40 protein-coding genes are annotated in these 24,885 nt (G+C 44.1%); 38 read left to right on the top strand and 2 right to left on the bottom strand.

Annotated elements, in window-relative coordinates:
• The first annotated feature begins 2 nt into the window (after positions 1-2).
• The 36 genes from rplD (at position 3) to JOE49_RS02370 (ending at position 21,691) form a co-directional block, all read left to right on the top strand.
• A complete protein-coding gene (gene rplD / locus JOE49_RS02545) occupies positions 3-626 on the top strand; it encodes a 50S ribosomal protein L4 (protein ID WP_013312160.1) in 624 nt (207 codons plus the stop codon).
• Positions 626-916: a 50S ribosomal protein L23 gene (gene rplW, locus JOE49_RS02540; protein ID WP_013312159.1), complete on the top strand. Its 291-nt coding sequence runs from the start codon at positions 626-628 to the stop codon at positions 914-916. Before rplD ends, rplW begins: the two co-directional genes overlap by 1 nt.
• A gap of 30 nt (positions 917-946) precedes the next feature.
• On the top strand, positions 947-1,777 hold the full coding sequence (gene rplB, locus JOE49_RS02535) for a 50S ribosomal protein L2 (RefSeq protein WP_023990557.1): 831 nt from the start codon (positions 947-949) through the stop codon (positions 1,775-1,777).
• Between the two features lie 72 nt (positions 1,778-1,849).
• The gene (rpsS, locus tag JOE49_RS02530) at positions 1,850-2,128 is read left to right on the top strand and encodes a 30S ribosomal protein S19 (protein ID WP_007432579.1); all 279 of its coding nucleotides are present in this window, start codon (positions 1,850-1,852) and stop codon (positions 2,126-2,128) included.
• 36 nt (positions 2,129-2,164) lie between these two features.
• Positions 2,165-2,497 carry a 50S ribosomal protein L22 gene (gene rplV / locus JOE49_RS02525; RefSeq protein WP_013312157.1) on the top strand — a complete coding sequence of 111 codons (333 nt, stop codon included), beginning with the start codon at positions 2,165-2,167 and terminating at the stop codon, positions 2,495-2,497.
• Positions 2,498-2,510: 13 nt separating this feature from the next.
• On the top strand, positions 2,511-3,176 hold the full coding sequence (rpsC, locus tag JOE49_RS02520; protein ID WP_013312156.1) for a 30S ribosomal protein S3: 666 nt from the start codon (positions 2,511-2,513) through the stop codon (positions 3,174-3,176).
• A 2-nt stretch (positions 3,177-3,178) separates the two neighbouring features.
• Positions 3,179-3,613, top strand: a complete 435-nt coding sequence (rplP, locus tag JOE49_RS02515; RefSeq protein WP_007432576.1) for a 50S ribosomal protein L16 — start codon at positions 3,179-3,181, stop codon at positions 3,611-3,613.
• Entirely contained in the window at positions 3,603-3,800 is a 198-nt protein-coding gene (rpmC, locus tag JOE49_RS02510; protein ID WP_007432575.1) for a 50S ribosomal protein L29, read from the top strand. Before rplP ends, rpmC begins: the two co-directional genes overlap by 11 nt.
• Positions 3,801-3,850: 50 nt before the next feature.
• A complete protein-coding gene (gene rpsQ / locus JOE49_RS02505; RefSeq protein ID WP_007432574.1) occupies positions 3,851-4,114 on the top strand; it encodes a 30S ribosomal protein S17 in 264 nt (87 codons plus the stop codon).
• Positions 4,115-4,148: 34 nt separating this feature from the next.
• Positions 4,149-4,517: a 50S ribosomal protein L14 gene (rplN, locus tag JOE49_RS02500; protein WP_007432573.1), complete on the top strand. Its 369-nt coding sequence runs from the start codon at positions 4,149-4,151 to the stop codon at positions 4,515-4,517.
• Positions 4,518-4,553: 36 nt separating this feature from the next.
• Positions 4,554-4,907: a 50S ribosomal protein L24 gene (gene rplX / locus JOE49_RS02495; protein WP_013312155.1), complete on the top strand. Its 354-nt coding sequence runs from the start codon at positions 4,554-4,556 to the stop codon at positions 4,905-4,907.
• Between the two features lie 31 nt (positions 4,908-4,938).
• Positions 4,939-5,484, top strand: a complete 546-nt coding sequence (gene rplE, locus JOE49_RS02490; RefSeq protein ID WP_007432571.1) for a 50S ribosomal protein L5 — start codon at positions 4,939-4,941, stop codon at positions 5,482-5,484.
• Positions 5,485-5,560: 76 nt separating this feature from the next.
• Positions 5,561-5,746 (top strand): type Z 30S ribosomal protein S14, encoded by a 186-nt coding sequence (locus tag JOE49_RS02485; protein WP_013312154.1) that lies wholly within the window; start codon positions 5,561-5,563, stop codon positions 5,744-5,746.
• Between the two features lie 32 nt (positions 5,747-5,778).
• Positions 5,779-6,177 (top strand): 30S ribosomal protein S8, encoded by a 399-nt coding sequence (gene rpsH, locus JOE49_RS02480; protein WP_007432570.1) that lies wholly within the window; start codon positions 5,779-5,781, stop codon positions 6,175-6,177.
• 33 nt (positions 6,178-6,210) lie between these two features.
• Entirely contained in the window at positions 6,211-6,753 is a 543-nt protein-coding gene (rplF, locus tag JOE49_RS02475; RefSeq protein ID WP_013312152.1) for a 50S ribosomal protein L6, read from the top strand.
• Positions 6,754-6,868: 115 nt separating this feature from the next.
• Positions 6,869-7,237 carry a 50S ribosomal protein L18 gene (rplR, locus tag JOE49_RS02470; protein ID WP_007432568.1) on the top strand — a complete coding sequence of 123 codons (369 nt, stop codon included), beginning with the start codon at positions 6,869-6,871 and terminating at the stop codon, positions 7,235-7,237.
• 27 nt (positions 7,238-7,264) lie between these two features.
• The gene (gene rpsE, locus JOE49_RS02465) at positions 7,265-7,762 is read left to right on the top strand and encodes a 30S ribosomal protein S5 (protein WP_013312151.1); all 498 of its coding nucleotides are present in this window, start codon (positions 7,265-7,267) and stop codon (positions 7,760-7,762) included.
• A gap of 12 nt (positions 7,763-7,774) precedes the next feature.
• Complete coding sequence (rpmD, locus tag JOE49_RS02460; protein ID WP_013312150.1) at positions 7,775-7,960, top strand: 50S ribosomal protein L30; 186 nt, start codon at positions 7,775-7,777, stop codon at positions 7,958-7,960.
• 43 nt (positions 7,961-8,003) lie between these two features.
• Positions 8,004-8,444, top strand: a complete 441-nt coding sequence (gene rplO / locus JOE49_RS02455) for a 50S ribosomal protein L15 (RefSeq protein WP_013312149.1) — start codon at positions 8,004-8,006, stop codon at positions 8,442-8,444.
• Complete coding sequence (gene secY, locus JOE49_RS02450; RefSeq protein ID WP_013312148.1) at positions 8,444-9,742, top strand: preprotein translocase subunit SecY; 1,299 nt, start codon at positions 8,444-8,446, stop codon at positions 9,740-9,742. Before rplO ends, secY begins: the two co-directional genes overlap by 1 nt.
• A gap of 90 nt (positions 9,743-9,832) precedes the next feature.
• On the top strand, positions 9,833-10,477 hold the full coding sequence (locus JOE49_RS02445) for an adenylate kinase (protein ID WP_209940505.1): 645 nt from the start codon (positions 9,833-9,835) through the stop codon (positions 10,475-10,477).
• A gap of 5 nt (positions 10,478-10,482) precedes the next feature.
• Positions 10,483-11,022, top strand: coding sequence for a M24 family metallopeptidase (locus JOE49_RS02440; RefSeq protein WP_049827765.1), 540 nt, complete (start codon positions 10,483-10,485; stop codon positions 11,020-11,022).
• A gap of 9 nt (positions 11,023-11,031) precedes the next feature.
• Positions 11,032-11,340 (top strand): KOW domain-containing RNA-binding protein, encoded by a 309-nt coding sequence (locus JOE49_RS02435; protein ID WP_013312145.1) that lies wholly within the window; start codon positions 11,032-11,034, stop codon positions 11,338-11,340.
• A gap of 2 nt (positions 11,341-11,342) precedes the next feature.
• A complete protein-coding gene (infA, locus tag JOE49_RS02430; RefSeq protein WP_006212898.1) occupies positions 11,343-11,558 on the top strand; it encodes a translation initiation factor IF-1 in 216 nt (71 codons plus the stop codon).
• Positions 11,559-11,675: 117 nt separating this feature from the next.
• Positions 11,676-11,789, top strand: coding sequence for a 50S ribosomal protein L36 (gene rpmJ, locus JOE49_RS02425; protein WP_003333770.1), 114 nt, complete (start codon positions 11,676-11,678; stop codon positions 11,787-11,789).
• A gap of 21 nt (positions 11,790-11,810) precedes the next feature.
• Positions 11,811-12,179, top strand: a complete 369-nt coding sequence (gene rpsM, locus JOE49_RS02420) for a 30S ribosomal protein S13 (protein ID WP_007432560.1) — start codon at positions 11,811-11,813, stop codon at positions 12,177-12,179.
• A 19-nt stretch (positions 12,180-12,198) separates the two neighbouring features.
• The gene (rpsK, locus tag JOE49_RS02415; protein WP_013312144.1) at positions 12,199-12,594 is read left to right on the top strand and encodes a 30S ribosomal protein S11; all 396 of its coding nucleotides are present in this window, start codon (positions 12,199-12,201) and stop codon (positions 12,592-12,594) included.
• A 135-nt stretch (positions 12,595-12,729) separates the two neighbouring features.
• Positions 12,730-13,674, top strand: coding sequence for a DNA-directed RNA polymerase subunit alpha (locus tag JOE49_RS02410; protein ID WP_007432558.1), 945 nt, complete (start codon positions 12,730-12,732; stop codon positions 13,672-13,674).
• A 34-nt stretch (positions 13,675-13,708) separates the two neighbouring features.
• On the top strand, positions 13,709-14,074 hold the full coding sequence (rplQ, locus tag JOE49_RS02405; protein WP_013312143.1) for a 50S ribosomal protein L17: 366 nt from the start codon (positions 13,709-13,711) through the stop codon (positions 14,072-14,074).
• Between the two features lie 151 nt (positions 14,075-14,225).
• Complete coding sequence (gene truA / locus JOE49_RS02400) at positions 14,226-15,011, top strand: tRNA pseudouridine(38-40) synthase TruA (RefSeq protein WP_023990555.1); 786 nt, start codon at positions 14,226-14,228, stop codon at positions 15,009-15,011.
• 183 nt (positions 15,012-15,194) lie between these two features.
• Positions 15,195-15,632 carry a 50S ribosomal protein L13 gene (gene rplM, locus JOE49_RS02395; protein WP_013312141.1) on the top strand — a complete coding sequence of 146 codons (438 nt, stop codon included), beginning with the start codon at positions 15,195-15,197 and terminating at the stop codon, positions 15,630-15,632.
• A gap of 20 nt (positions 15,633-15,652) precedes the next feature.
• On the top strand, positions 15,653-16,045 hold the full coding sequence (gene rpsI / locus JOE49_RS02390; protein ID WP_013312140.1) for a 30S ribosomal protein S9: 393 nt from the start codon (positions 15,653-15,655) through the stop codon (positions 16,043-16,045).
• A gap of 1,719 nt (positions 16,046-17,764) precedes the next feature.
• Positions 17,765-18,457, top strand: a complete 693-nt coding sequence (locus JOE49_RS02385) for a phosphoadenylyl-sulfate reductase (RefSeq protein ID WP_068939394.1) — start codon at positions 17,765-17,767, stop codon at positions 18,455-18,457.
• A gap of 53 nt (positions 18,458-18,510) precedes the next feature.
• Positions 18,511-19,680 (top strand): sulfate adenylyltransferase, encoded by a 1,170-nt coding sequence (gene sat / locus JOE49_RS02380; RefSeq protein ID WP_209940504.1) that lies wholly within the window; start codon positions 18,511-18,513, stop codon positions 19,678-19,680.
• Positions 19,681-19,748: 68 nt separating this feature from the next.
• Complete coding sequence (gene cwlD / locus JOE49_RS02375) at positions 19,749-20,525, top strand: N-acetylmuramoyl-L-alanine amidase CwlD (protein WP_103050278.1); 777 nt, start codon at positions 19,749-19,751, stop codon at positions 20,523-20,525.
• A gap of 59 nt (positions 20,526-20,584) precedes the next feature.
• Positions 20,585-21,691 (top strand): Mrp/NBP35 family ATP-binding protein, encoded by a 1,107-nt coding sequence (locus JOE49_RS02370; RefSeq protein WP_023990487.1) that lies wholly within the window; start codon positions 20,585-20,587, stop codon positions 21,689-21,691.
• Positions 21,692-21,726: 35 nt separating this feature from the next.
• On the opposite strand, the gene gerD is transcribed toward JOE49_RS02370, so the two are convergent.
• Together gerD and pdaB are read right to left on the bottom strand one after the other, a co-directional pair.
• Complete coding sequence (gene gerD, locus JOE49_RS02365) at positions 21,727-22,464, bottom strand: spore germination lipoprotein GerD (RefSeq protein WP_069080584.1); 738 nt, start codon at positions 22,462-22,464, stop codon at positions 21,727-21,729.
• Between the two features lie 106 nt (positions 22,465-22,570).
• On the bottom strand, positions 22,571-23,350 hold the full coding sequence (pdaB, locus tag JOE49_RS02360; protein WP_053326182.1) for a polysaccharide deacetylase family sporulation protein PdaB: 780 nt from the start codon (positions 23,348-23,350) through the stop codon (positions 22,571-22,573).
• 95 nt (positions 23,351-23,445) lie between these two features.
• On the opposite strand from pdaB, the gene JOE49_RS02355 reads away from it, so the two are divergent.
• Both JOE49_RS02355 and JOE49_RS02350 read left to right on the top strand, forming a co-directional pair.
• Positions 23,446-24,060 (top strand): stage II sporulation protein M, encoded by a 615-nt coding sequence (locus JOE49_RS02355; protein WP_209940503.1) that lies wholly within the window; start codon positions 23,446-23,448, stop codon positions 24,058-24,060.
• A 192-nt stretch (positions 24,061-24,252) separates the two neighbouring features.
• Positions 24,253-24,483: a hypothetical protein gene (locus JOE49_RS02350; RefSeq protein ID WP_013312131.1), complete on the top strand. Its 231-nt coding sequence runs from the start codon at positions 24,253-24,255 to the stop codon at positions 24,481-24,483.
• Positions 24,484-24,885: the final 402 nt, after the last annotated feature.

Here is a 24,885-nt window from a genome sequence, read left to right as displayed (position 1 = left end):
AAATGCCAAAAGTAGCACTATTTAATATTAGCGGCAGCCAAGTTGGTGAAATTGAATTGAACGACGCAGTGTTCGGTATCGAGCCGAATAAGCACGTTCTTCATGACGCTGTTGTTATGCAATTGGCTTCCCTGCGTCAAGGTACTCACAAAGTAAAAGGACGTTCTGAAGTACGTGGTGGCGGACGTAAACCTTGGAAACAAAAAGGTACTGGCCGCGCTCGTCAAGGTTCGATCCGTGCACCGCAATGGGTTGGTGGCGGTACTGTATTCGGTCCCACTCCACGCAGCTATGCTTACAAATTGCCTAAAAAGGTTCGTCGTCTGGCGATCAAATCGGCGTTGTCATCTAAAGTGATTGAGAATGAAATTATCGTATTGGACGCTCTTACACTGAACGGACCTAAAACGAAAGAATTCGCAGCCATTTTGAATAACCTTAAAGCTGATCGTAAAGCATTGATCGTAGCTCCTAGCTATGATGATAATGTAGCACTGTCCGCTCGTAATATTCCTGGTGTGAAGTTTGTAGCCGCAGACGGCATTAATGTTCTTGATGTGCTTGGACACGACAAACTGATCATTACGAAGGAAGCAGTTCAGAAGGTAGAGGAGGTGCTCGCGTAATGAAGGATCCTCGTGATATTATCAAACGTCCGGTTATCACCGAACGTACGGCTGGTATGATGAATGACTTGAAATACGTTTTCGAGGTTGACATTCGTTCTAACAAAGTCGAAGTTAAAAAAGCAATCGAAGCCATTTTTAACGTGAAAGTAAGTAACGTAAATACGCTTCGTGTTCCTGCAAAACCAAAACGCTACGGACGTCATTCCGGCTATACGAGCGAGTGGAAGAAAGCGTTCGTAACGCTGAGCAAAGACAGTAAGCCGCTTGAGTTTTTTGAAACGGTATAATTGAAACTGTAAAGTAAGGAGGGAAACTCAGTGCCAATTAAAAAGTATAAACCAACGTCCCCGGCCAGACGTGCTATGTCTGTATCTACTTTCGAGGAGATTACAACTAATCAGCCCGAGAAATCGTTGCTGGCACCTCTGAGCAAGCAAGCTGGACGCAATAACCAAGGTAAAATTACAGTTCGTCATCAAGGCGGCGGACACAAACGTAAATACCGTATTATTGACTTCAAACGTAACAAAGATGGAATACCGGGCCGCGTTGCTACGATCGAATATGATCCAAACCGTACGTCCAACATCGCACTTATCCACTATGTGGATGGTGAAAAACGTTACATCATCGCTCCTAAAGGTCTGAAAGTAGGAGACGAAGTGGTATCCGGTGCAGGTTCGGATATCAAAATCGGTAACTCCTTGCCATTGGAAAACATTCCAGTAGGTACGGTTATCCACAACATCGAATTGAAACCGGGTAAAGGTGGCCAACTCGTTCGCGCTGCTGGTACGGAAGCCCAACTTCTTGGTAAAGAAGAAAAGTATGTTACAATTCGTTTGTCTTCTGGTGAAGTTCGCCGCATTCTGAAAGTTTGCCGCGCTACAATCGGTTCTGTAGGTAACGAAGACCACGAACTGGTGAAAATCGGTAAAGCCGGTCGTAGTCGCTGGTTGGGACAACGTCCTGAAGTTCGCGGTGTTGTAATGAACCCTAACGATCACCCACACGGTGGTGGTGAAGGTCGCGCTCCAATCGGACGTAAATCTCCAATGTCTCCATGGGGTAAACCAACCCTTGGTTACAAGACACGTAAAAAAGGTAAAGCATCTGATAAGTACATCGTTCGTCGTCGTACTAAGTAATAAAACGTGCGCTTAAGTCGCACGTTAACATATTAAGGAACGACTACGTTTTAACGAAGGGAGGATTCATAAATGGGTCGCAGTCTCAAAAAAGGACCATTCATTGATGGTTACCTGTTGAAAAAAGTAGAGGTTTTGAACGAGTCGGACAAAAAAGTGGTAATCAAAACTTGGTCCCGTCGCTCTACGATTTTCCCGCAATTTATCGGACATACGTTTGGTGTATACGATGGTCGTAAACACGTGCCAGTATACGTAACGGAAGATATGGTCGGACACAAATTGGGCGAATTTGCTCCAACACGTACGTACAAAGGCCATACGGATGACGATAAGAAAACAAGAAGATAATCAACACAGCGTAGTGTTTGAGAGGAGGTAAACTCAATGGAAGCAAAAGCACATGCTAAGTCCGTACGGATTTCTGCTCGCAAAGTGAAACTTGTTATCGATTTGATTCGCGGTAAGCAGGTTGGTGAGGCGATCGCAATTCTTCGTCACACTCCAAAGTCCGCTTCTCCAGTCGTTGAGAAATTGTTGAATTCTGCGATTGCAAATGCAGATCACAACTATTCTTTGGACGTAAATAAATTGGTAGTATCTCAGGTTTTTGTAAACCAAGGTCCTACAATGAAACGATTCCGCCCGCGTGCAATGGGTCGTGCAAGTCGCATCAACAAGCGCACCAGTCATATTACTCTGGTGGTATCTGAAAAATAAGGAGGGAAAACGTGTGGGCCAAAAGGTAAATCCCGTCGGACTCCGAATCGGTATTATCCGTGATTGGGAATCCAAATGGTATGCAGGCAAAGATTTCGGTGATCTTTTGCTGGAAGACGTTAGAATTCGTGAACATCTGAAAAAAAGATTGAAAGACTCCGCTGTATCCCGTGTTGAAATCGAGAGAGCAGCTAACCGTGTCAACGTAACGATTCACACTGCGAAACCAGGTATGGTTATCGGTAAGGGTGGTTCCGAAGTTGAAAATCTGCGTAATGAAATTACTAAAATCGCAGGCGGTAAAAAGGTACACATCAATATTTCTGAAATTAAAAATCCTGAACTGGACGCAATTCTGGTTGCTGAAAGCATTGCACAACAATTGGAACGTCGTGTTTCTTTCCGTCGTGCTTTGAAACAAGCGATTCAAAGAACTATGCGCTCCGGAGCAAAAGGAATTAAAACTCAAGTAGGCGGACGTCTTGGCGGTGCCGAAATCGCTCGTTCCGAAGGGTACAGCGAAGGAACTGTTCCACTGCATACGCTTCGTGCCGACATTGACTATGGTACAGCGGAAGCTCATACTACTTACGGTCGTCTTGGCGTAAAAGTATGGATCTATCGTGGAGAGGTTCTTCCTCCAGCTAAGAAACAAGCTCCTCAGGAAGGAGGCAACTAATCATGTTGGTACCAAAACGCGTAAAACATCGTAAACAACAACGTGGTCATATGAAAGGTCGTGCAAAAGGCGGTACTACACTGAACTTTGGTGAGTACGGTTTGCAAGCTACTGAACCTGCATGGATTACTAACCGTCAAATCGAAGCTGCTCGTATTGCGATGACTCGTTACATCAAACGTGGTGGTAAGGTTTGGATTAAAATTTTCCCTGACAAACCAATTACTCAGAAGCCTCTTGAGGTTCGTATGGGTAGTGGTAAAGGTAACGTAGAAAAATGGGTTGCAGTAGTGAAACCAGGCAAGATTATGTTCGAACTTGCTGGTGTTCCGGAAGAGATTGCTCGTGAAGCAATGCGTCTTGCCGCTCACAAACTGCCAATCAAAACTAAGTTTGTGAAACGTGAAGAATTGGGTGGTGAAGCAAATGAAGGCTAGTGAATTCCGCAATCTAACCACTGCTGAAATCGAACAAAAGATCTCCGGTTTTAAAGAAGAACTTTTCAACCTTCGTTTTCAACTCGCTACCGGTCAGCTTGATAACCCGACTCGGATCGGCGCTGTGCGTAAGGAAATTGCTCGTGCTAAAACTGTGATCCGTGAAAGAGAACTTGGGATTAGCTAAGATATCAGACCGGGTGGAAAATCCGCCTGTAATTAGGAAGGAGGCCAACAATGAGCGAACGTAATGCCCGTAAAGTATTAGTCGGTAAAGTAGTCAGCGACAAAATGGATAAAACGATTGTGATTGCTGTAGAAACTTACAAAAAACATGATCTCTACCATAAACGTATTAAAGTAACTAAGAAATTCAAAGCTCATGATGAAAACAACACTGCACAAATTGGTGATACTGTTAAAATCATGGAAACTCGCCCTTTGTCCAAAGACAAAAACTGGAGACTGGTCGAAATCGTTGAAAAAGCTGTTATAATCTAATGTAGTGTAGTTTTTCCGAAAGGAGGATAAATAAATGATTCAACCATTTACACGTTTGACTGTAGCTGACAATTCCGGCGCGAAGGAACTGATGTGTATCCGTGTGCTCGGTGGTACGGGACGTCGTACAGCTCAAATTGGTGACCTGATCGTTTGTTCCGTAAAACAAGCAACACCAGGCGGCGTTGTCAAAAAGGGTGATGTAGTAAGAGCGGTTGTTGTTCGTACTAAACGTTCTATCCGCCGTAAAGACGGTTCCTACATCGGATTTGACGAGAACGCAGCAGTGGTCGTTAAAGAAGACAAGAGCCCACGTGGTACTCGTATTTTCGGACCAGTTGCACGCGAACTTCGTGACAAGGACTTCATGAAAATCGTTTCCTTGGCTCCGGAAGTGATCTAAACTCACCTTAAAATGTGCCCGTAGGAGGTGTACGAAATGCCAAAAGTGAAAAAAGTTCTGGAATCCCATAACAACAAGCTGCACGTCAAAAAAGACGACACTGTTCTGGTGATTACAGGTAAAGATAAAGGTAAAAAAGGTCGCGTTATCGCTGCTTACCCTCGTCAAAACCGTGTGCTTGTGGAAGGTGTTAACATGATTAAAAAACACCAAAAGCCTAATCAGCTGAATCCACAAGGCGGCATCATCGAGAAAGAAGCTCCGATTCACGTTTCCAACGTTATGCACATTGATCCGAAGAGCGGAAAAGTAACCCGTGTTGGTTACAAAGTTTTGGACAACGGAAAAAAAGTGCGCATTGCAAAACGTTCTGGCGAAGTGATCGACTAATTATTTTTTGAAGAAAGGAGGTATATGATTCATGGCTACAACAAGAATGAAAGAACGTTTCTTGAAAGAAATCACTCCTGCTTTGATGCAGAAGTTCAACTATACAACAGTGATGCAAGTGCCTAAAATCGAGAAAGTTGTAATCAACATGGGTGTTGGCGACGCAGTCCAAAACTCCAAAGTACTTGATTCAGCTCTCAACGACATGCAGCTGATTGCTGGTCAAAAACCAGTAATCACTCGCGCAAAAAAATCTATTGCAGGTTTTAAATTGCGTGAAAACATGCCGATCGGTGTAAAGGTAACACTTCGTGGCGAGCGTATGTATTATTTCTTGGACAAATTGTTCAACATTACTCTTCCTCGCGTACGTGACTTCCATGGTGTATCGACAAAAGCTTTCGACGGACGTGGTAACTACACGCTTGGTCTGAAAGAACAGTTGATCTTCCCGGAAATCGAGTATGATCAAGTTGATAAAGTTCGTGGTATGGATATCGTTATCGTAACGACTGCCAAAACTGACGAAGAGTCCCGTGAGCTTCTGACTCAGCTGGGCATGCCTTTCGCAAAATAATGTTGGCATAACGTTTCGGGCGTCTGATTTTAAAGACACCCTGTTCTCCGAAACTATTTAGGAGGTGTCAGGCTAAGTGGCAAAAACTTCAATGAAAGTCAAACAACAACGCACACCAAAGTTTAAAGTTCGTGCTTACACTCGTTGCGAGCGTTGTGGTCGTCCACATTCGGTACTGCAAAAGTTTAAGATCTGCAGAATTTGCTTCCGTGAATTAGCTTATAAAGGCCAGATTCCTGGCGTGAAAAAAGCAAGCTGGTAAAAAGTCCTGTTTGGGAAGGAGGTTTATACACAATGACTATGTCTGATCCAATTGCAGATATGCTTACTCGTATTCGTAACGCGAACACAGTTCGTCACGAAACAGTAGAAATGCCTGCATCTACAATGAAAAAACAAATCGCCGACATCCTGAAACGTGAAGGATTCATTCGTGATGCGGAATTTGTTGAAGATAGCAAACAAGGGATTATCCGTATTTTCTTGAAATACGGTGCGAACAACGAGCGTGTTATTACAGGTTTGAAAAGAATCAGTAAACCAGGTCTTCGCGTTTACACGAAGAGCAATGAGATTCCACGCGTATTGGGTGGACTCGGGATCGCAATCATTTCAACATCCAAAGGTATCATGACCGACAAAGAAGCACGTCAGTCAAAAGCCGGCGGAGAAGTTGTTTGCTACGTTTGGTAAGATAACGTTTAAAAGATAGGAGGTGCAACAGATATGTCCCGTATTGGTCGTAAACCAATCACAGTACCAAGTGGTGTTGACGTGACTTTGAACAACACAGCGATCACAGTTAAAGGTCCTAAAGGAACATTGACTCGTGAGCTTCATAAAGACATGTCCGTTACTGTGGAAAACAATGAAATTAATGTAGTTCGTCCTTCGGACAACAAACTTCACCGCTCTTTGCATGGAACAACCCGCAGCGTTGTCAACAACATGGTAAGTGGTGTAACTGAAGGGTTTTCAAAATCTCTGGAGCTGGTTGGGGTCGGATATCGTGCAAGCAAATCCGGAGATAAAATCGTTCTGAACGTTGGATACTCTCACCCGGTTGAAATCACACCGGAAGCGGGCATCGAATTCGAAGTTCCTTCGAACACTAAAATCATCGTTCGCGGAATTGATAAAGAGCGTGTAGGTGCCTACGCTGCTAAAATTCGTTCCGTTCGTGAACCTGAACCGTACAAAGGTAAAGGGATTAAATACGAAGGCGAGCGCATCATTCGTAAAGAAGGTAAAGCCGGTAAGAAGAAATAAGTTTCTTACCGACTTTGTGCGGTCTTTCTGCAGGAAAGACTTCGTACTTCTTTTTTACCCAGTGCGTCTTAGTATAAAGTTTTAAAAGGCAAACTGAAGGGAGTGAAAACTTGAGATGATTACAAAACAAGATAAAAATAAAGCACGTGTCAGAAGACATCTGCGTGTACGTAAGAAAATCGAAGGTACGGCTGTACGTCCTCGTTTGAACGTATTCCGCTCTTCCAAGCATATCTACGCACAACTGATTGATGATGTAGCTGGTGTAACATTGGTATCTGCATCCACTATGGATAAAGAACTGAGCAGCGAAATCAAAAACGGCGGTAGTGTAGAAGCAGCTCGTAAAGTTGGCGAACTCGTTGCTAAACGTGCGAAAGAAAAAGGCCATGCTAACATCGTATTTGACCGTGGTGGATACTTGTATCATGGACGGATTCAAGCTTTGGCTGATGCAGCTCGCGAAGCAGGCCTTGAATTCTAAGACATTTCTCAAAAGGAGGTTAACGACTTGCGTGTAGATCCGAATACTTTGGAACTGACTGAAAGAGTAGTAAATATTAATCGTGTAGCTAAAGTTGTCAAAGGCGGACGCCGTTTCAGCTTCAGTGCTCTGGTAGTAGTGGGCGACGGCAACGGCTGGGTAGGCGCTGGAATCGGTAAAGCTGGCGAAGTACCTGATGCAATTCGCAAAGGTATTGAAGATGCTAAGAAAAACCTGGTTCACGTTCCACTCGTAGGAACAACAATTCCTCACCTTGTTACAGGTAAGTTCGGTGCTGGCCGGGTTCTGTTGAAACCGGCATCGGAAGGTACTGGAGTTATCGCTGGTGGTCCGGTTCGTGCTGTACTGGAACTTGCTGGTGTAGGTGATATCTTGACAAAATCTTTGGGTTCTTCGAATTCCATGAATATGGTCAATGCGACTTTGGAAGGTTTGTCCCGCTTGAAACGCGCTGAAGAAGTTGCAAAATTGCGCGGCAAATCCATCGAAGAGCTGCTGGGCTAAGGAGGGAATATCATGGCGAAATTAGAAATTACCCTCGTTCGTTCGTTGATCGGCCGTCCTGGTAATCAGAGAACGACTGTTAAAACGCTCGGCTTGCGTAAAATCAACCATAAAGTAGTTCAACCCGACAATGCAGCTATTCGCGGGATGATTAATCAAGTTAGCCATTTGGTTTCTGTTAAAGAAATTGAGGCTTAAGAAATAAAGTATTTTAACAATAATCAAGGAGGTGCAACGAACGATGAAGTTACATGAGCTTTCCCCAGCTCCAGGCTCCCGCAAAGAACGTAAACGTTTGGGTCGTGGTCCTAGTAGCGGTACGGGTAAAACTTCTGGTCGTGGTCATAAAGGTCAAAACGCTCGTTCCGGCGGTGGTGTACGTCCGGGCTTCGAGGGTGGTCAAAACCCACTGTATCGTCGCTTGCCTAAACGCGGTTTCGTAAATCCTACTCGTAAAGAGTATGCGGTTTTGAATATCGAAGATTTGAACAGTTTTGCAGCGGGTACAGAAGTAAGCCCTGAGTTTTTGCTGAACAATGGCATTGTGAAAAACGCTAAATCCGGAATCAAAATTCTGGGTAACGGTGAAATCACTGTGAAATTGACAGTTAAAGCGAACAAGTTCTCTCAATCTGCGGTAGAGAAAATTGAAGCTGCCGGCGGTAAAACCGAGGTGATCTAATGTTCAAGACCCTGAAAAATATATGGCGGGTTGAGGATCTTAGAACCCGAATCCTGTTCACCCTGTTTATACTCTTTGTATATCGTATTGGCTCCTTCGTGCCGGTTCCCGGCGTGAACAAGCAAGTCTTTACTTCTCAGGATCAGGCAGGAAGCGAGTTGTTTGGACTCCTTAACACCTTCTCAGGGGGCGCATTGTATCAGTTTTCGATCTTCGCCCTCGGGATTATGCCATATATTACAGCGTCCATCATTGTACAGTTGCTGTCAATGGACGTGATTCCGAAACTTGCGGAATGGGCTAAACAAGGAGAGCATGGTAAAAAGAAGTTGGCTCAAATTACGCGTTATGGTACGGTAATACTTGGCCTGATTCAAGCATTCGGAACATCGATTGGCTTTAATCGACTGTACGGTGCAGCGATGATTCCAGGAGCCACTTTTGCAGATTATCTGGTCATTGCCATTGTGCTTACAGCAGGAACTACGTTCCTTATGTGGCTCGGTGAGCAAATTACCGAAAAGGGAATCGGCAATGGTATCTCTATTGTTATCTTCGCAGGGATTGCAGCGGGTATTCCAAGACATATTCGGACGGTTGTAGAATCTCAGTTTATTCAGGCAGATCAGCTGTTTATGAATATTCTGAAGGCAATTATAATTGCCCTGGTGATTGTTCTGATTATTGTTGGTGTTATCTACATCCAGCAAGGTATTCGGAAAATCCCGGTACAATACGCGAAACGTGTAGTTGGCAACAAAATGTACGGTGGCCAGAATACGCATATTCCGATGAAAATTAATGCGGCAGGCGTTATTCCGGTAATCTTTGCGGTATCATTGCTGCAATTCCCGACAATTATTGCGAGTTTCTGGGCAGATCATGTTTGGGCTAAGTGGGTTACCACTTATTTGTATTATGACAAGCCGCTGGGCATGGTTTTGTATGTCGTAATGATTATCGGTTTCACATTCTTCTATACCTTTGTACAGATGAATCCGCAGCAAATGGCCGACAATATGAAGAAAAACGGCGGTTATATTCCGGGAATTCGCCCGGGTAAAGCCACGGAGAAATACTTGACACGAGTAATGTCACGTTTGACAATGACAGGAGCCTTGTTTCTGGCAGTCATATCCGTTTTGCCGGTATTCTTCGGTTCGCTTTCGGGCTTGCCTCGTTCCGTGCAAATTGGCGGTACTTCATTGCTCATTATCATTGGTGTAGCATTGGATACAATGAAGCAAATCGAAAGCCAACTGATCAAACGCCATTACAAAGGCTTCATCAACAAATAGGCAATAGGTACCGGCTTAGGATGTTCGCATGCTTACCGGCACCTTTTGTGCTGTTTCTTGTGTAGGGGTCGTCTTGAGGAGTGACAGATTGTGAATATTTTGATCATGGGCCCTCCGGGGGCTGGTAAAGGTACACAAGCAGATGTCATTGTGAAGGAATTCGGCATTCCTCATATCTCGACAGGTGATGCTTTTCGCCTAGCGATGAAACAGGGAACACCTATTGGCATTAAAGCTAAAGAATATATCGACAAGGGTGAACTTGTTCCGGATGACGTAACAATCGGTATCGTTGAAGAACGGCTACAACAGCCAGATTGCAAGAAAGGGTTCTTGCTGGACGGTTTTCCAAGAACTTTGACTCAAGCTGAAGCCTTGGATCAAATTTTGGGTCGTTTGAATACGAAGCTAGATGACGTCATCAACCTGAAAGTGGATAGTGACAACTTGTTGGCACGAATCACAGGACGGCGGGTTTGTAAAAGCTGCGGAACTAGCTATCATATTGTCTTTAATCCTCCTAAGGTTGAAGGCATTTGCGATAAAGACGGTGGGGAACTCTATCAGCGTCCTGACGATAATGAAGATAGCGTAAGAACACGACTTGACGAATATAGTAATAAAACAGCACCACTCCTCACGTTTTATGAGAACCAGAATCTTCTGCGTCATATTGACGGAGAACAGGATATTGATGTGGTTTCCCAAAATATCGTGTCCTTGTTGCGGGGTTAGCTGTAATGATCATTTGCAAGTCGGGGACGGAATCAAGCTTTATGAGGAAAGCTAAGAGAATAGATACGGAAACGGATCATCTCTTGGCAGGACACATCGAGCCCGGTATTACGACCGGTGAACTTGATCATTTAGCTGATCGGTATATTCGCAGTCAGGGAGCTGTGCCGTCTTTTAAAGGTTATAACGGTTTTCCTGCTAGCATTTGCGCTTCAGTCAACGAACAACTGGTGCACGGATTTCCCGGCAAACGCAAGTTAAACAAAGGCGATATCATCGCGAAAACTCGCCAGTTTACAATGTCGCATGCCATTCGGCAATATATTGAGAATCCAAACCGTGGTATTCCTGAGCAGGGGCCGAGGCTGAAAACCGGCATTGGGCTGGCTATTGAATCAATGATTCAGATAGGTTCTCACCATGTAGGGACGCTGGAAGACAACTGGACGGTCGTTACGATGAACGTAACCTCATGTGCTCATAACGAGCAAGCGGTGACGTGCGAAACGGGCGGCATGGACATTTTCACGAAACTGAGTGCGTAGGTGATTGGAATGATTCAGCAAGGAAACCTGCAAATCGGTCAGCTGGTGAAGATTCTGAAAGGCAGAGGTGCCGGACAGATTGCGGTTGTCGTTTCAGTAGCAGATAGCAGGTTTGTATATATTGCGGATGGGGATAAACGAAAGTTTGATCAAGCGAAGAAGAAAAATGTTCTTCATTTGGTGCCTCAGCCAAAGATTAGTAGCGAGATTGTAAACAGTTTAAACGAAAGCGGTCGGGTGACGAATGGAAAGCTGCGCCATGCAGTGAAAACTTTCCTGGACTCGTCCGAATACCAAGCTGAAGAGAAAGGAGACTGACTTTGGCCAAAGAAGATGTCATTGAGGTTGAAGGTACGGTAATCGAGCCACTGCCGAACGCTACGTTCAAGGTAGAGCTGGAGAACGGTCATCAAATTCTTGCTCATGTTTCCGGAAAGCTGCGGATGCACTTTATCCGTATTTTGACAGGCGACAAGGTGGTTGTACAGTTATCGCCTTACGATTTAACCAAAGGCCGTATAACGTACCGCAAGTAATTCATGCAGGTTTTTATTAAACGTATGTCATTTAAAAAACTTGTTTTGCTCGGCAAAACGATGTGAATGTTCACGAAGCGAGTTTTACCAGGGTAAAGCTTGGAGGAGGTAATCAACATGAAGGTAAGACCTTCTGTAAAACCTATTTGCGAAAAATGCAAAGTCATTCGCCGCAAAGGGAACGTAATGGTTATTTGCGAAAATCCGAAACACAAACAAAAACAAGGTTAATAGAAGGGGGTGTAGCGTAAAATGGCTCGTATAGCTGGTGTGGATTTGCCACGTGACAAACGCGTTGAGATCGCCTTGACTTACATTTTCGGAATCGGTAAAACGACTTCTCAGAAAATCTTGAAGGAAACAGGCATCAGTGCAAACACGCGTGTTCGTGATTTGACTGAAGATGAAGTGAGCAAATTACGTGAAACGATCGACAAAGAAGTTAAAGTAGAAGGCGATCTGCGTCGTGAAATTTCCTTGAATATTAAACGTCTGACTGAGATTGGCTGCTACCGTGGTGTTCGTCACCGTCGTGGGTTGCCTGTTCGCGGACAACGTACTAAAACTAATGCTCGTACCCGTAAAGGTCCTCGTCGGACTGTAGCGAACAAAAAGAAATAAGAAGGGAGGATAACATTCAATGGCTAAACCGAAAAAAGTTGTACGTACAAAACGCCGTGACCGTAAAAATATCGAAACTGGCGTGGCACACATCCGTTCCACGTTCAACAACACGATCGTTACGATCACAGATCCACACGGTAACGCAATCTCTTGGGCCAGCTCAGGCGGCATGGGATTCCGTGGTTCCCGTAAATCTACTCCATTTGCAGCGCAAATGGCCGCAGAAACTGCTGCTAAAGCTGCTATGGAACACGGCATGAAAACTGTCGAAGTCATGGTTAAAGGACCTGGTGCAGGTCGCGAAGCAGCAATCCGCTCTTTGCAAGCTGCTGGTTTGGAAGTTAACCTGATCAAAGACGTAACTCCGGTACCTCATAACGGATGCCGTCCTCCAAAACGTCGTCGCGTCTAATGAGATTTCTCCTCTGCGTGTAGTATAGATCCGGCACAAACTGCCAAGAATGGATGTTTAGGTATACTGCATGATAGACTATGGATAAGGTGAATGTTTCATATAGGAGCGACGTTTTGAAGGAGGGATATTGCAGTGATAGAAATCGAAAAGCCGAAAATTGAGACGGTTGACGTCAATGATGATGGCACCTATGGAAAATTCGTAGTAGAACCGCTGGAACGCGGATACGGTACGACGCTGGGAAACTCGCTTCGCCGTATTCTGTTATCCTCGTTACCGGGGGCAGCAGTCACATCGGTTCAGATCGATGGGGTTCTGCACGAGTTTGCAACGGTTCCCGGTGTGAAGGAAGACGTAACGGAGATCATTCTGAACTTGAAAGCTTTATCGCTTAAAATCCACTCGGATGAAGAGAAAGTACTCGAAATCGATGCGGAAGGCGAAGGAGTTGTAACGGCAGGAGATATCCGTGCGGATAGTGATGTGGAAATTCTTAATCCGGATCTTCACATTGCTACGCTCGGACCGGGTTCGAGACTTCACATGCGTATTTTTGCCAATCGCGGTCGCGGTTACGTTAAGCAGGATCGGAACAAACGTGATGACCAGCCGATCGGCGTCATTCCCGTCGACTCCATCTACACTCCGATTGCACGCGTGAACTACGGCGTAGAAAATACGCGTGTCGGCCAGGTTACGAATTATGACAAGCTGACACTTGAGGTTTGGACTGACGGAAGTATTCGTCCCGAGGAAGCAGTGAGCCTTGGAGCCAAAATTTTGACCGAGCATGTGATGTTGTTCGTGGGTCTCACGGACGAGGCAAAAGATGCTGAAATTATGGTTGAAAAAGAAGAAGACAAGAAAGAAAAAGTTCTTGAAATGACGATCGAAGAGCTGGATCTCTCCGTCCGTTCTTATAACTGCCTTAAGCGCGCTGGTATCAATACGGTACAAGAACTCACGACTAAATCTGAAGAAGATATGATGAAGGTCCGTAACTTGGGTCGCAAATCTTTGGAAGAAGTACAAGAGAAGCTCGAGGAACTTGGTTTAGGACTTCGTACGGAAGAATAGTACAGCAACGTTTTTGTGAAGGAGGGGAAATTACATGGCATACCAAAAATTGGGCCGTAACTCCAGTGCCCGTAAAGCTTTGTTTCGTGATTTGGTAACCGATCTGTTCTTGTATGAGCGTATCCAAACTACTGAGGCTAAAGCGAAAGAAGTTCGTTCTATTGCTGAAAAACTGATCACCAAAGCGAAAAAAGGAGATCTGCACGCACGTCGTCAAGTGGCTGCGTTCGTTCGCCGTGAAACTTTGGATGGTGAGCAGGATGCAATCCAAAAGCTGTTTAGCGAATTGGCTACACGTTACACTGAGCGTCCAGGTGGATACACTCGTATCCTGAAATTGGGACCTCGTCGTGGCGACGCCGCTCCAATGGTATATCTGGAATTGGTTGACCGCGCGTAAACAGGCGAAGATGAGGGAAGGGTGGACAGAATCGGCTTGATTCTGAACAACCCTTTTTTTCTCTTGGAGGAGTCCTTGAGGGGCTTCTCCTTTGTTATGTTCGGTTATTCCTTGTAAGGCCAGAGACTACCCCTACAAAGGTGTGAGAAGCATGCGGAACTTGTGCATGAAGGTGAACTATGACGGAACCCACTATGATGGCTTTCAGACGCAGCCTAACGGTAACACCATTCAGGACTGCCTTGAACATGCTATTTACTCATTGACGGGCGAGCGTCTTAAAATTACAGGCTCAGGCCGTACAGATGCAGGTGTACATGCATACGGGCAGGTATTCAATTTTCACACTGAATCGCCGATTCCGTTACAGCGCTGGTGTCTGGCACTTAATGCCTGGTTGCCTCGTGATATCATCGTTACGGATGCGAGAGAGGTGCCACTGTCCTTTCATGCACGCCGCATGGCGAAGCGGAAGACATATCGGTACAGTATTAATGCGAACCGGTTTCCGGACATCTTTCACCGTCGTACACAGGCCCATCATCCAACGAGTCTGGATGTAAGAGCGATGGAGGAAGGGTTAGCTCATTTAGTTGGCACCTTTGACTATACTTCGTTCGCATCTCGACGTTCCCAAAAGACGAATCATGTTCGCACTATTTACGAAGCCTATATGACAGTAGACCATTCCTTTTCACGTCCGGACTCGGATGATCAGGGAATTATCCATACTTATATTACAGGTAGCGGATTTTTGCAGCACATGGTTCGGATTATTATGGGTACTTTGCTGGAAGTGGGAGAAGGCAAAAAATCGTCGGATGATATTCCTTCCATTTTGGAGGCGAAAAATCGTTCAAAGGCCGGACCTACGGCCGTTGGACACGCTTTAACGCTCTGGAATGTAGAGTACGACGAAAACATCAAAAAACATTGATTTTACCCTTGCGGAATTGATGGTTATCCTGTAATATAAAAGTTGTGTTTTCTTAATGGCTTTCCCACAGCCCCAATTAAGATAATCACTTTAAATTAACATCTAATCCATCAATAATGCAGCAACTTAACGAACGAAGATAAATGATGATTTCTGTTAACGAACTTAAGGAGGATACTTTTCATGCGTACTACGTATATGGCGAAGCCAAATGAAGTTGAGCGCAACTGGCACATCATTGATGCCGAAGGCAAAACGCTCGGCCGTCTGGCAAGCGAAGCGGCTGCGTTGATTCGCGGCAAACACAAGCCACAATTTACACCACATGTGGACACAGGTGATTTTGTTGTTGTAATCAATGCGGAAAAAATCGTATTGACCGGTAAAAAAATGGAGAACAAGAAATACTACCGTCACTCCCTGCATCCGGGTGGTCTGAAAGTAACGGTTGCACAAGAAATGGTTAAGAACAAGCCTGAGCGTATGTTGGAATTGGCTGTTCACGGTATGCTTCCTAAAACTCGTCAAGGCGAGAAAATGAAGCTGAGACTTAAAGCTTACAGAGGCACTGAGCATCCACATGCAGCACAAAAACCTGAAGTTTACGAACTTCGCGGATAATTAAAAGGGAGGACAGTTTCATGGCACAAGTACAATACTATGGGACAGGTCGTCGTAAACATTCGGTAGCTCGTGTTCGTCTCGTACCGGGTGAAGGACGCATTGTCATCAATAAGCGTGATATTAATGAATATTTCGGTTTGGAAACTCTCAAACTGATCGTAAAACAACCACTGAACCTGACAGAAACAGTTGGCAGCTATGACGTACTCGTTATCGCTCATGGTGGTGGTATCTCTGGTCAAGCCGGCGCAATTCGCCACGGTATTTCCCGTGCTCTGTTGAAAGCAGATCCGGAATTCCGTCCAGCTTTGAAAAAAGCAGGCTTCTTGACTCGTGACCCACGTATGAAAGAACGTAAAAAATACGGTCTCAAAGCCGCTCGTCGTGCACCACAGTTCTCGAAACGTTAATATTTCGAATACAGAAGAACCTTTTCCTTATGGAAAGGGTTCTTTTTTATTTAGTCATTTCCTGATTATTATCCACATGTGGATAAGTAGACCTACTCTAAAATTCATAGGCTTCAGCATGTTTCTGCGAATACATAAATAACCGCATGCAAATGCATGGAACACGAAAAGTTATCCACGATGTAATTGAAGACGATATTGTTATACACAAATACAGTTGGCTATTTCCACGGAGTTTATTCTGTAATGTTTATAACCTGTGACTAAAATATAATGTTCGACTATTCAATATAGCCTCATCTTAATATTCTCTGCTAACTGCTGTTTCACGAGATACTTTGCTTTCACTTGTTTATGTAAAGTCCCTTGATATGTTCTGGCTGGTACTGTCTATGCCTCTTGTACAGCTGTTTTGGGCGCAGCTAGGGATACGGCAAGGAATACCTCTTTTTATTTGTGTGCACTGAGAGAAGGACGCTCCTTAGCCTAGCACTGTCTGCTTCCTAGGCTACTGCAATTGCAACGGCGATGTACATGTTACTGGTAATGGAAATAGTCTACACAGCAATCGCTCCAAACTATAACCGGGAGCACTATGTATTGTCCGACTGTGTCTACCCTTATAAAATTGACCCATCTTGATGTCAGGCTTTAAATAGGCTTCCAGTAGCGATAAGAGTCTTGCTTGTGTCCAGGGATCAATCCCTCGGGAATTGCCTCTATAAGCACTTTAGGATTGGATAGAGGCATAATAAGAGTTCAGCGCGCAGTCATTTCTTTTATAATTTAGACAATGAAAGCATCGCTGACGCCAGAGCTCCAGAATAGTGTAGTCGATTTCATCTGGTTAAAAATTCGAGTAAAGGCTAGTTTGCCTTCATCTGAACTCGTCCACATACGGACTTCATCTTTGGAATGCAAAATAAGAGCTTTGAAACCTAAAGTTATTTTCAATTCCCTCGGTTAGCACCCTTCGATAATCTTAGATTCAGAAACGATGTTGCTTTCTTCTACAGATGATTCTTGCTTGATCAAGCAACCCAAAGCTGTTCAGCATTATCGATGGCTGCCGCGCACTAGGCCAAGATTAGGATACGCTGCTCCTAGATGCCTCTAAAGCATTTCACTCAGAAGATCCACAAGCATATGTATAGTACAATAATACATTTTGGCTATAGAAATCATTCAACTAAGTAATTTTGCGTAGCAAGGTAGGTTGTCAAAAAAATGCTTATCCGCACGTTCGGCTTGCTCTTCCAAAGTCAAAACTATAGGATGTATTCCTTCAAGGACCAAACTATTCCCATATAATGTTATATAAGAAAGCCCTTTGTTTAAAAGCGTACTGGTGGTACGCCTTTGTCTTCAGCAGAGTAGAGAACAAGCCGTCTTTGTTGACGTAAAAAGCCTCCATTCAAGCATACCTTCAGCTACACTAGTTATTTTTAGTAACCAAAGAGCCTATGGACCATTTTCAAGTGTTTGGTATAAGAATATTTTATATAAAGCCAATGAACTTGGTTGGATACGCAAGAAAGCATTAAAGAATGCTGACAGAACAACATTCCTGCAAATTTGGGTAGATAAATGCTTACATCAGGACATTTTGCCTTGGATTGACAATGATTGTGAAAGTTTTATACTGTATTTAATCTTATTAGTTTAGTCGGTATTGAAATGCCACTTATTTATGAATCTTCATATGGAGGCGCATTGATAATGAATTTATTGGAGAAAGAAGCGTTGATTAGAGTCAAGGCAATTGAACTGGAAGAGGCTACGCCAGAGGAAGTTATCCAGTATGCTGTTCTTACATTTCCCAATCTTACCTTTGCTTGTAGCTTCGGAGCAGAAGATGTAGTACTAGTAGATATGCTTCAAAAAATTAGCCCTTCCACCGACATTTTTTACTTGGACACCGACTTTCATTTTCAAGAAACTTACGATACGCGAGATCAGATGAAAGCCAGATATAATTTGGATTTTGTCAGGGTCTCTCCCTTAATTACTCCTGAAGAGCAAGCGGCTGAGCATGGAGAGGAACTGTGGAAAACAGATCCTAACACATGTTGTGGTATACGCAAAGTTGAGCCCCTGACACGCATTTTGTCACAATACGATGCATGGATTACTGGTATTCGCCGGGATCAGGCCCCTACCCGTGCGAATTCAAAAAAGGTAGAGTATGATGAAAAGTTTGGACTCGTTAAATTTAATCCCTTGGCAAGCTGGACATCCGAGGATGTATGGAACTATATCCGTACTCATGAAGTACTGTATAATCCATTGCATGACCGCAATTATCCCAGTATCGGTTGTGAGCAATGTACCCGTGAAGTTCTACCAGGTGAAGACCCTCGTGCAGGTCGCTGGTCAGGCAATGAGAAAACAGAGTGTGGGCTCCATCAATAAAATGGTATTCAGGTAACTATGAGTCGTATTTATGAAGAGAAGGGAAGTGCATTATGACTGCAATTCTTCCGCATGGCGGAACACTTGTTGATAAAATCATTACAGGACCGGAGCAAAAAGCACTTTTGCAGGCTGCAGGAGAATTGTTTCCTATCCGTGTAAACTCATGGACCATTTCTGATCTGGATTTGATTGGAGTGGGAGCTTTCTCTCCTTTGACGGGGTTTATGAATGAATCTGATTATCGGTCGGTGGTAACAGATATGCGTCTTGCCGATGGTACAGTCTGGAGTATTCCCATTACTCTTGCAGTTGTAGAAAGTGTAGCCAGTGAACTGAAATTAGGTCAGCAGGTGGCTTTGGTGGGTGAAACAGACGATATTATCTATGCTGTACTTGATATTGAAAGTATTTATCAGGTAGATCAGGCTGAGGAAGCCAGACGAGTATTCAAGACCGATGACCCTGCTCATCCTGGCGTAAACAAACTGTTAGATCGACCTTCTACATATGTTGGTGGATCTGTGCAAGTGCTGAATCGGCCGGAGCCCACACAATTTAGTGAGTTTTACTATACACCATCACAGACACGCGACTATTTTGTAGAAAAAGGCTGGAAAACAGTGGTCGGTTTTCAAACACGAAATCCCGTACACCGGGCGCATGAGTACATCCAGAAAAGCGCGATGGAGATTGTGGATGCTTTGTTTCTAAACCCACTCGTTGGTGAAACCAAGTCAGATGACGTTCCGGCAGATGTGCGTATGAAGAGCTACCTGGTGCTGCTGGACAATTATTATCCGGCTGATCGGACTTTTCTGGGGGTATTTCCTGCTGCCATGCGATACGCGGGTCCTAGAGAGGCCATTTTCCATGCTATTGTGCGAAAAAACTATGGCTGCACCCATTTTATTGTTGGAAGGGATCATGCCGGGGTAGGAGACTATTATGGTACCTACGAAGCACAGGAAATTTTCAGGCACTTTACACCTGAAGAGCTGGGGATTACTCCATTGTTCTTTGAACACAGCTTTTATTGCACTCGATGTGGAAATATGGCCTCAAGTAAAACATGCCCACATCCCAAGGAGCATCATTTGACGCTCTCGGGCACCAAGGTACGGGAATTGTTGCGCTCTGGGGTTTGCCCGCCACCTGAATTTACACGACCGGAAGTTGCTCAAGTGCTGATTGAAGGTATGAAGGAATTTGTTCATGCCTGAGTTGTACTATCTACACGCCTCGTCCCATATAGATTATTAGTATCTGTATAGGACGGAGGCGTTTTGTTATGCAAAAAAATAATCGTAAAAACGAGGTTACACTGTGGATTCGCTATCGGACGTTGCAAAAAATGCTGTTGGGCTGTTGTCTCGCCGTTCTATTTATTACACTGGCATTGTATGAGATACCTGCTTCGAGAGCTTGGACCCATTGGAGTTTACCCCTTACTGGTAAAGTAATTGCTATAGATGCTGGACACGGAGGGCCTGATGGAGGGGCGGTTAGCAAAGAAGGAATTATTGAAAAGGATATTAATCTGGCAATCGCTTTTTATTTGCGGGATTATTTGCAGCAAGCAGGTGCTGTTGTTGTCATGACACGTGAGGATGACCGCGACCTGGCGCAGCAAGAAACTAAAGGTTATTCCAGAAGAAAAACGGAGGATTTGAAGCAGCGTGTGCGTATAATTGAGGAGCAGAAAGCGGACCTCTTTCTAAGTATTCATATGAACAGTATTCCGTCGAGCCGTTGGAGTGGAGCCCAGACCTTTTACGTTCCTAACCATGCAGATAACGAGAATTTGGCGTCTTTAATTCAGGAAGAAATCAAACGCAACTTGGAAAATACGGACAGAGTGGCTAAGACCGTGAACACAGTTTATTTATTGAAAGCTCTCAAAATGCCATCAGCCCTTGTAGAAGTCGGATTTTTGTCCCATCCAGAGGAAGCTAGACGACTAAGTGACGTGAACTATCAAAGGCAGGTGGCGGCGTCCATATATAAGGGGATTTTGCGTTACAGTGCCGGGGAAAAGGGGATCTCACCAGCACCTGAGGCCAGATAGTGGTATACTGTAAGTGTTTACCACTCCGTAATTCATTAAAGCAGAGGTGCTGATAATTCATGCAATCAAGAGAGCAAGTTATAGAGCTACTTCAACAAGTGCGGGAGCCTCAAACAGGACGCCGTCTAGTCGATCTCCATTTTATTCGGGATGTGGTTGTTAAAGAGGATCGGGTATCCCTGACCGCTATTAGTTTGAATAGCCAGGAAGAGACGTGTGCAGAACTGGAGCGGGAAATCCGGCAGACGTTAGAAGAGGCGGGATTAAGCCACGTCCATATTCGTATTCGTGAGGCATCTGAGCATGAAAAGTCCGCAATTCAAGCTGTGGAGAATACCGAGGAAGCCGCTGACCCGGTTTTGACCAAAGGACATGCTGTCGGTATGGAAGAACATGAGCTGCTTAGCCCAGCATCTGGCGTCCGGTTTATTGCCATTGCAAGCGGAAAAGGTGGTGTCGGAAAATCGACAGTAGCTGTAAATTTGGCTGCTGCTTTAGCTAGACAGGGGAAGCGTGTGGGTTTAATTGATGCGGATATCTATGGATTTAGCGTGCCGGATATGATCGGGGTGGAGGAGGTTCCTTCTGTCGAAGATGGTATCATTCAGCCGGTGGAGCGATTCGGTATCAAAATCATGTCTATGGGCTTCTTTGTCAGAGAGAACAATCCGGTGATTTGGAGAGGTCCCATGCTGGGGAGAATGCTCAGACAGTTTTTTAGTGATGTTGAATGGGGACAACTGGATTATATGATACTCGATTTACCACCAGGGACTGGCGATGTAGCGCTTGACGTACATCAAATGATTCCGCAGAGTGAAGAAATCATTGTCACTACCCCACATGCAACTGCAGCTTTTGTAGCTGCACGTGCAGGGGCTATGGCGCTCCAAACAGATCATAAGGTCATTGGTGTTGTGGAGAACATGTCCTATTATGTATCCTCCACCGGAGAAAAGGACTATGTTTTTGGACGCGGTGGCGGGGCTATGCTGGCAGATACCCTTCATACGAAGCTGCTGGCGCAAATTCCGCTGGGTATCCCAGACAATCACCCTTCAGAAGCCGACTTTTCTCCATCCGTATATAAATCCGAGTCGGCGACAGGGGCAATTTACAATGATATTGCTGCTCAAATTACGACGTTGCACGCGGAATTTGAATAAGAAAAAAAGGCTGGTTGTTTGAACCAGCCTTTTTATTATTGGCCTCCACCTTGTTCTCCTTCGCCTCCACCACCACCACCATCTTGCTTCTGATCAGCAGAGCCACCTTGCTCACCGCTTTTTTTCTCAACCTTAGGTTGGAGTTCCTCTTGTACGACAGTTTTAAGTAAATTCATGACTTCAAGCCGAAAAATCGGATTCTGCATGGCATCATGCATGACTGTCATAGATTGTTTGCGATATTCAGGAGTTTTAGTTAAGTCCATATACATCTTGGTCAGTTCTGGCGACTTAAGCATCGCTTCAATTGATTTTTGATAAGAAGGGTCTTTTATAAGTTGCATATGAAGCTGTTTGCTTTGGCTGTTGATGGCTTTGGCAAATTCTCCGGCAAAACGCGGATCAGTCATAATTTTTTCGATTTCTTTTTTATATTCAGGTGATACCAAAGTATCTTTGACTGCGATCTTCATCTGTTCAGCCGATTGCATGGGCATAAGCATTTTCATTCCCATGCTTCCACCAGATCCACCACCAGCCCCACCCTCTTCACTGCTTTGACCGGATTGTCCTTCTTTTGAAGTGCTTTCCCCGGTTAAAGCTTCCTCTACGGCTTTTTTTCCGTCATCGCTTTTCAAGATATCGACAACCATCGTTTTCATCTCTTTATAACTGTTCTGGGGGGGCGCAGAACCCTGATCCGAGCCGCAGCCACTCAGTGCAACGCCCAGTACGCATACCGTGCTAACAAATCGCAAACGAGTCCAATTCATGGCCGTATTCCTCCTTCATCATGAATGTGGATAGTATGCGGATGAATGCGGGGAAATATGTCGATTTGCTTTTGGTTTTTAGCTGAGAACGATGTAAAATAACTCCTTAAAGACCCAGTGCCTGATCGCGCACCTCTTTGCCTTTTACTGTACCCTGTTGGAGCAGTTCAGATACAGTCACGAATTCATAGCCTTGTGCGCGCAACTTGTCGATAATGACGGGCAAGGCTTCATGTGTTTGTTTACAGGAATCACTGGCATGCAGAAGGACGATATCGCCAGGATGCGCTTTATTTACAACACGGTCGATTATGACCTGAGTACCAGGGTTTTTCCAGTCCAGGGAATCTGTATCCCACTGAATGGTTTTGTAGCCTAAAGTGCTGGCAACCTGAAGGACCCTTTTATCAAAGTCGCCATTAGGCATACGGATCAACTTCGGGGACTGTCCCGTCAGTTCGGTTAATGTGGTATGAGCAATGGAAATCTGCTTACGAATATCTTCATCGCTTAAGCTACTGTAATTTTCGTGTTTATGGCCATGACTGCCGATCTCAAATCCACTTTCTTTAATCTGATTCACAAGCTCTGGATGTGTTTTACTCCAAGGGGCAGAAAGAAAAAAGGTGGACTTAGTCACTTTTTTATCCTCAAGGACTTTTAAGATGGGGGCAGTACGCTTATCACCCCAACTAATATCAAAGGTGAGAGCGATCAGCTTTTTGTCCGTGGGTACACTATAAATAGCGGTTGGTGCTTCCTCGGAAAAAACCGTAACATTATCGGTTTCTACATAAATGACTCCAACAGTAAAGACGGCTGCAGCCATTACGATTAAGAATCGTTTGATTTTTTTACCGTTCAATACATAGAAAAAAGAATTCATGGTTAATAACGCCCCTTTCATCGAAGTGCTTGTTTACTTAAAGCTATGCCGGGGGTTGTCAATTATTCCATTGAACCAATAGGAGGAATTATCAAATGGGATTAAAAGCATTTTTTCACGATTTACACACGACAAGACGGTTAATTTTAATCTCTGCATTTCTTTTCTGCACAAGTATTATGGTGGGATGGTTAAGTACAGGCACTATTCAATCCATGCTGGCGCAACAAATGGAGGGACTGGGAGAAGTAGCGCAGCGCTTGCAGAATTCTGAGCATCCACAATGGAGTTTTTTTGTATTCATCTTTTTCAATAATGCAATTAAATGTGTGCTGGTTATATTTATGGGGGCAGTATTTGGAATCGTACCGTTTATATTTTTAATTGTGAACGGTATGGTTTTAGGGTTTGTAGTACACTTGCAGACAGATATGGGAAGAAGTATGTATGAAGTTGTTGTCAAAGGGTTACTGCCTCACGGTGTGATTGAATTGCCTGTTTTGATTATCGCCTGTGCCTTCGGATTGAAGTTTGGAATCAACATAATGTCTACTGTAGGTACAAGCATAGGGCTAAAGCGCAAAGGAACTGGCCCAGTGTGGGATTTATTTATGAAACAAACGTTGAGGGTGTCCATATGGTCTGTCATCTTACTGCTTATAGCAGCTGCAATTGAGAGTGGCATAACTTATCGTTTATTGTCACAATAAAATATTATGGCCAATTATTTATATATTTCCTGAAAATTGAACATAACAAAGGGGAGAGCCTAAAGAGAAGCTGAAGATTAATCGGGGTAAGTTTGAAACCTTAGCAGTTGAGTTTAAAAACAGGTAAAGATTGGAACAATAGTTGAGCAAATATAAGTACTATATAATCTGCTGATAAGGGAGTATGGTCATATGTTGGGAATGCTGTTTAACGAAAAAGAATGCAAGGAACTTGACTACGTTCTTCGTAAGGAGCTAGATGAAATGCTGCTTGATATGAGCGATACTCGATTGGATCAAGATATTCGCTACGCAATCGCACTACGATATAAAACAGTCTTTCGCATGTATGCCCGTTTTGCACCCGCCAAGGAACTATCAAAATATGCTCGCAGAGGGCGAGTCCCACAAACCAAACAATGAAAAGATAAGATGAAACTATATCAGAGATATCAGGAAGTAAACTATTTTAAAAAGATTATACTTTCTGATATCAAAAAAAGTATTGACTCTATTCAATATTCATGGTAAATTAATTTTCGTTCCTTTTTGAAGGATTTGCTCGAAAAAAAGAAATTAAAAAAACTCTTGCAAATTCTAAAAAGAGATGATATATTATAAAGGTCGCCACTGAGACGCGGTGACGAAGCAAAGTAAGACATTATGCAAGTTTGATCTTTGAAAACTGAACAACGAGTGAGTACGGATTTTGTTTACAAAATCCAACGCTGAAATTTTGGTACATGCCGTCAGGCTGTATAAAATGGAAGCAAACAAGAGATATTTTATCTCGTCAGTTTCAAAATGAGCTTATCGCTCTTTCTA

It is taken from the genome of Paenibacillus sp. PvR133, assembly GCF_017833155.1.
Taxonomy (GTDB): Bacteria; Bacillota; Bacilli; order Paenibacillales; family Paenibacillaceae; genus Paenibacillus; species Paenibacillus polymyxa_B.
Note: the sequence above shows the minus strand (reverse complement) of the source record. Positions and strands in the feature narration are given on the sequence as shown.

Excerpts from the sequence above, each read along its gene's own strand:
- rplD (WP_013312160.1), top strand. The coding sequence starts at position 3 with ATGCCAAAAGTAGCACTATTTAATATTAGCGGCAGCCAAGTTGGTGAA.
- rplW (WP_013312159.1), top strand. The coding sequence starts at position 626 with ATGAAGGATCCTCGTGATATTATCAAACGTCCGGTTATCACCGAACGT.
- rpsS (WP_007432579.1), top strand. The coding sequence starts at position 1,850 with ATGGGTCGCAGTCTCAAAAAAGGACCATTCATTGATGGTTACCTGTTG.
- rplV (WP_013312157.1), top strand. The coding sequence starts at position 2,165 with ATGGAAGCAAAAGCACATGCTAAGTCCGTACGGATTTCTGCTCGCAAA.
- rplP (WP_007432576.1), top strand. The coding sequence starts at position 3,179 with ATGTTGGTACCAAAACGCGTAAAACATCGTAAACAACAACGTGGTCAT.
- rpmC (WP_007432575.1), top strand. The coding sequence starts at position 3,603 with ATGAAGGCTAGTGAATTCCGCAATCTAACCACTGCTGAAATCGAACAA.
- rpsQ (WP_007432574.1), top strand. The coding sequence starts at position 3,851 with ATGAGCGAACGTAATGCCCGTAAAGTATTAGTCGGTAAAGTAGTCAGC.
- rplN (WP_007432573.1), top strand. The coding sequence starts at position 4,149 with ATGATTCAACCATTTACACGTTTGACTGTAGCTGACAATTCCGGCGCG.
- rplX (WP_013312155.1), top strand. The coding sequence starts at position 4,554 with ATGCCAAAAGTGAAAAAAGTTCTGGAATCCCATAACAACAAGCTGCAC.
- rplE (WP_007432571.1), top strand. The coding sequence starts at position 4,939 with ATGGCTACAACAAGAATGAAAGAACGTTTCTTGAAAGAAATCACTCCT.
- rpsH (WP_007432570.1), top strand. The coding sequence starts at position 5,779 with ATGACTATGTCTGATCCAATTGCAGATATGCTTACTCGTATTCGTAAC.
- rplF (WP_013312152.1), top strand. The coding sequence starts at position 6,211 with ATGTCCCGTATTGGTCGTAAACCAATCACAGTACCAAGTGGTGTTGAC.
- rplR (WP_007432568.1), top strand. The coding sequence starts at position 6,869 with ATGATTACAAAACAAGATAAAAATAAAGCACGTGTCAGAAGACATCTG.
- rpmD (WP_013312150.1), top strand. The coding sequence starts at position 7,775 with ATGGCGAAATTAGAAATTACCCTCGTTCGTTCGTTGATCGGCCGTCCT.
- rplO (WP_013312149.1), top strand. The coding sequence starts at position 8,004 with ATGAAGTTACATGAGCTTTCCCCAGCTCCAGGCTCCCGCAAAGAACGT.
- secY (WP_013312148.1), top strand. The coding sequence starts at position 8,444 with ATGTTCAAGACCCTGAAAAATATATGGCGGGTTGAGGATCTTAGAACC.
- JOE49_RS02440 (WP_049827765.1), top strand. The coding sequence starts at position 10,483 with ATGATCATTTGCAAGTCGGGGACGGAATCAAGCTTTATGAGGAAAGCT.
- JOE49_RS02435 (WP_013312145.1), top strand. The coding sequence starts at position 11,032 with ATGATTCAGCAAGGAAACCTGCAAATCGGTCAGCTGGTGAAGATTCTG.
- rpmJ (WP_003333770.1), top strand. The coding sequence starts at position 11,676 with ATGAAGGTAAGACCTTCTGTAAAACCTATTTGCGAAAAATGCAAAGTC.
- rpsM (WP_007432560.1), top strand. The coding sequence starts at position 11,811 with ATGGCTCGTATAGCTGGTGTGGATTTGCCACGTGACAAACGCGTTGAG.
- rpsK (WP_013312144.1), top strand. The coding sequence starts at position 12,199 with ATGGCTAAACCGAAAAAAGTTGTACGTACAAAACGCCGTGACCGTAAA.
- rplQ (WP_013312143.1), top strand. The coding sequence starts at position 13,709 with ATGGCATACCAAAAATTGGGCCGTAACTCCAGTGCCCGTAAAGCTTTG.
- truA (WP_023990555.1), top strand. The coding sequence starts at position 14,226 with ATGCGGAACTTGTGCATGAAGGTGAACTATGACGGAACCCACTATGAT.
- rplM (WP_013312141.1), top strand. The coding sequence starts at position 15,195 with ATGCGTACTACGTATATGGCGAAGCCAAATGAAGTTGAGCGCAACTGG.
- rpsI (WP_013312140.1), top strand. The coding sequence starts at position 15,653 with ATGGCACAAGTACAATACTATGGGACAGGTCGTCGTAAACATTCGGTA.
- JOE49_RS02385 (WP_068939394.1), top strand. The coding sequence starts at position 17,765 with ATGAATTTATTGGAGAAAGAAGCGTTGATTAGAGTCAAGGCAATTGAA.
- sat (WP_209940504.1), top strand. The coding sequence starts at position 18,511 with ATGACTGCAATTCTTCCGCATGGCGGAACACTTGTTGATAAAATCATT.
- cwlD (WP_103050278.1), top strand. The coding sequence starts at position 19,749 with ATGCAAAAAAATAATCGTAAAAACGAGGTTACACTGTGGATTCGCTAT.
- JOE49_RS02370 (WP_023990487.1), top strand. The coding sequence starts at position 20,585 with ATGCAATCAAGAGAGCAAGTTATAGAGCTACTTCAACAAGTGCGGGAG.
- gerD (WP_069080584.1), bottom strand. The coding sequence starts at position 22,464 with ATGAATTGGACTCGTTTGCGATTTGTTAGCACGGTATGCGTACTGGGC.
- pdaB (WP_053326182.1), bottom strand. The coding sequence starts at position 23,350 with ATGAATTCTTTTTTCTATGTATTGAACGGTAAAAAAATCAAACGATTC.
- JOE49_RS02355 (WP_209940503.1), top strand. The coding sequence starts at position 23,446 with ATGGGATTAAAAGCATTTTTTCACGATTTACACACGACAAGACGGTTA.
- JOE49_RS02350 (WP_013312131.1), top strand. The coding sequence starts at position 24,253 with ATGTTGGGAATGCTGTTTAACGAAAAAGAATGCAAGGAACTTGACTAC.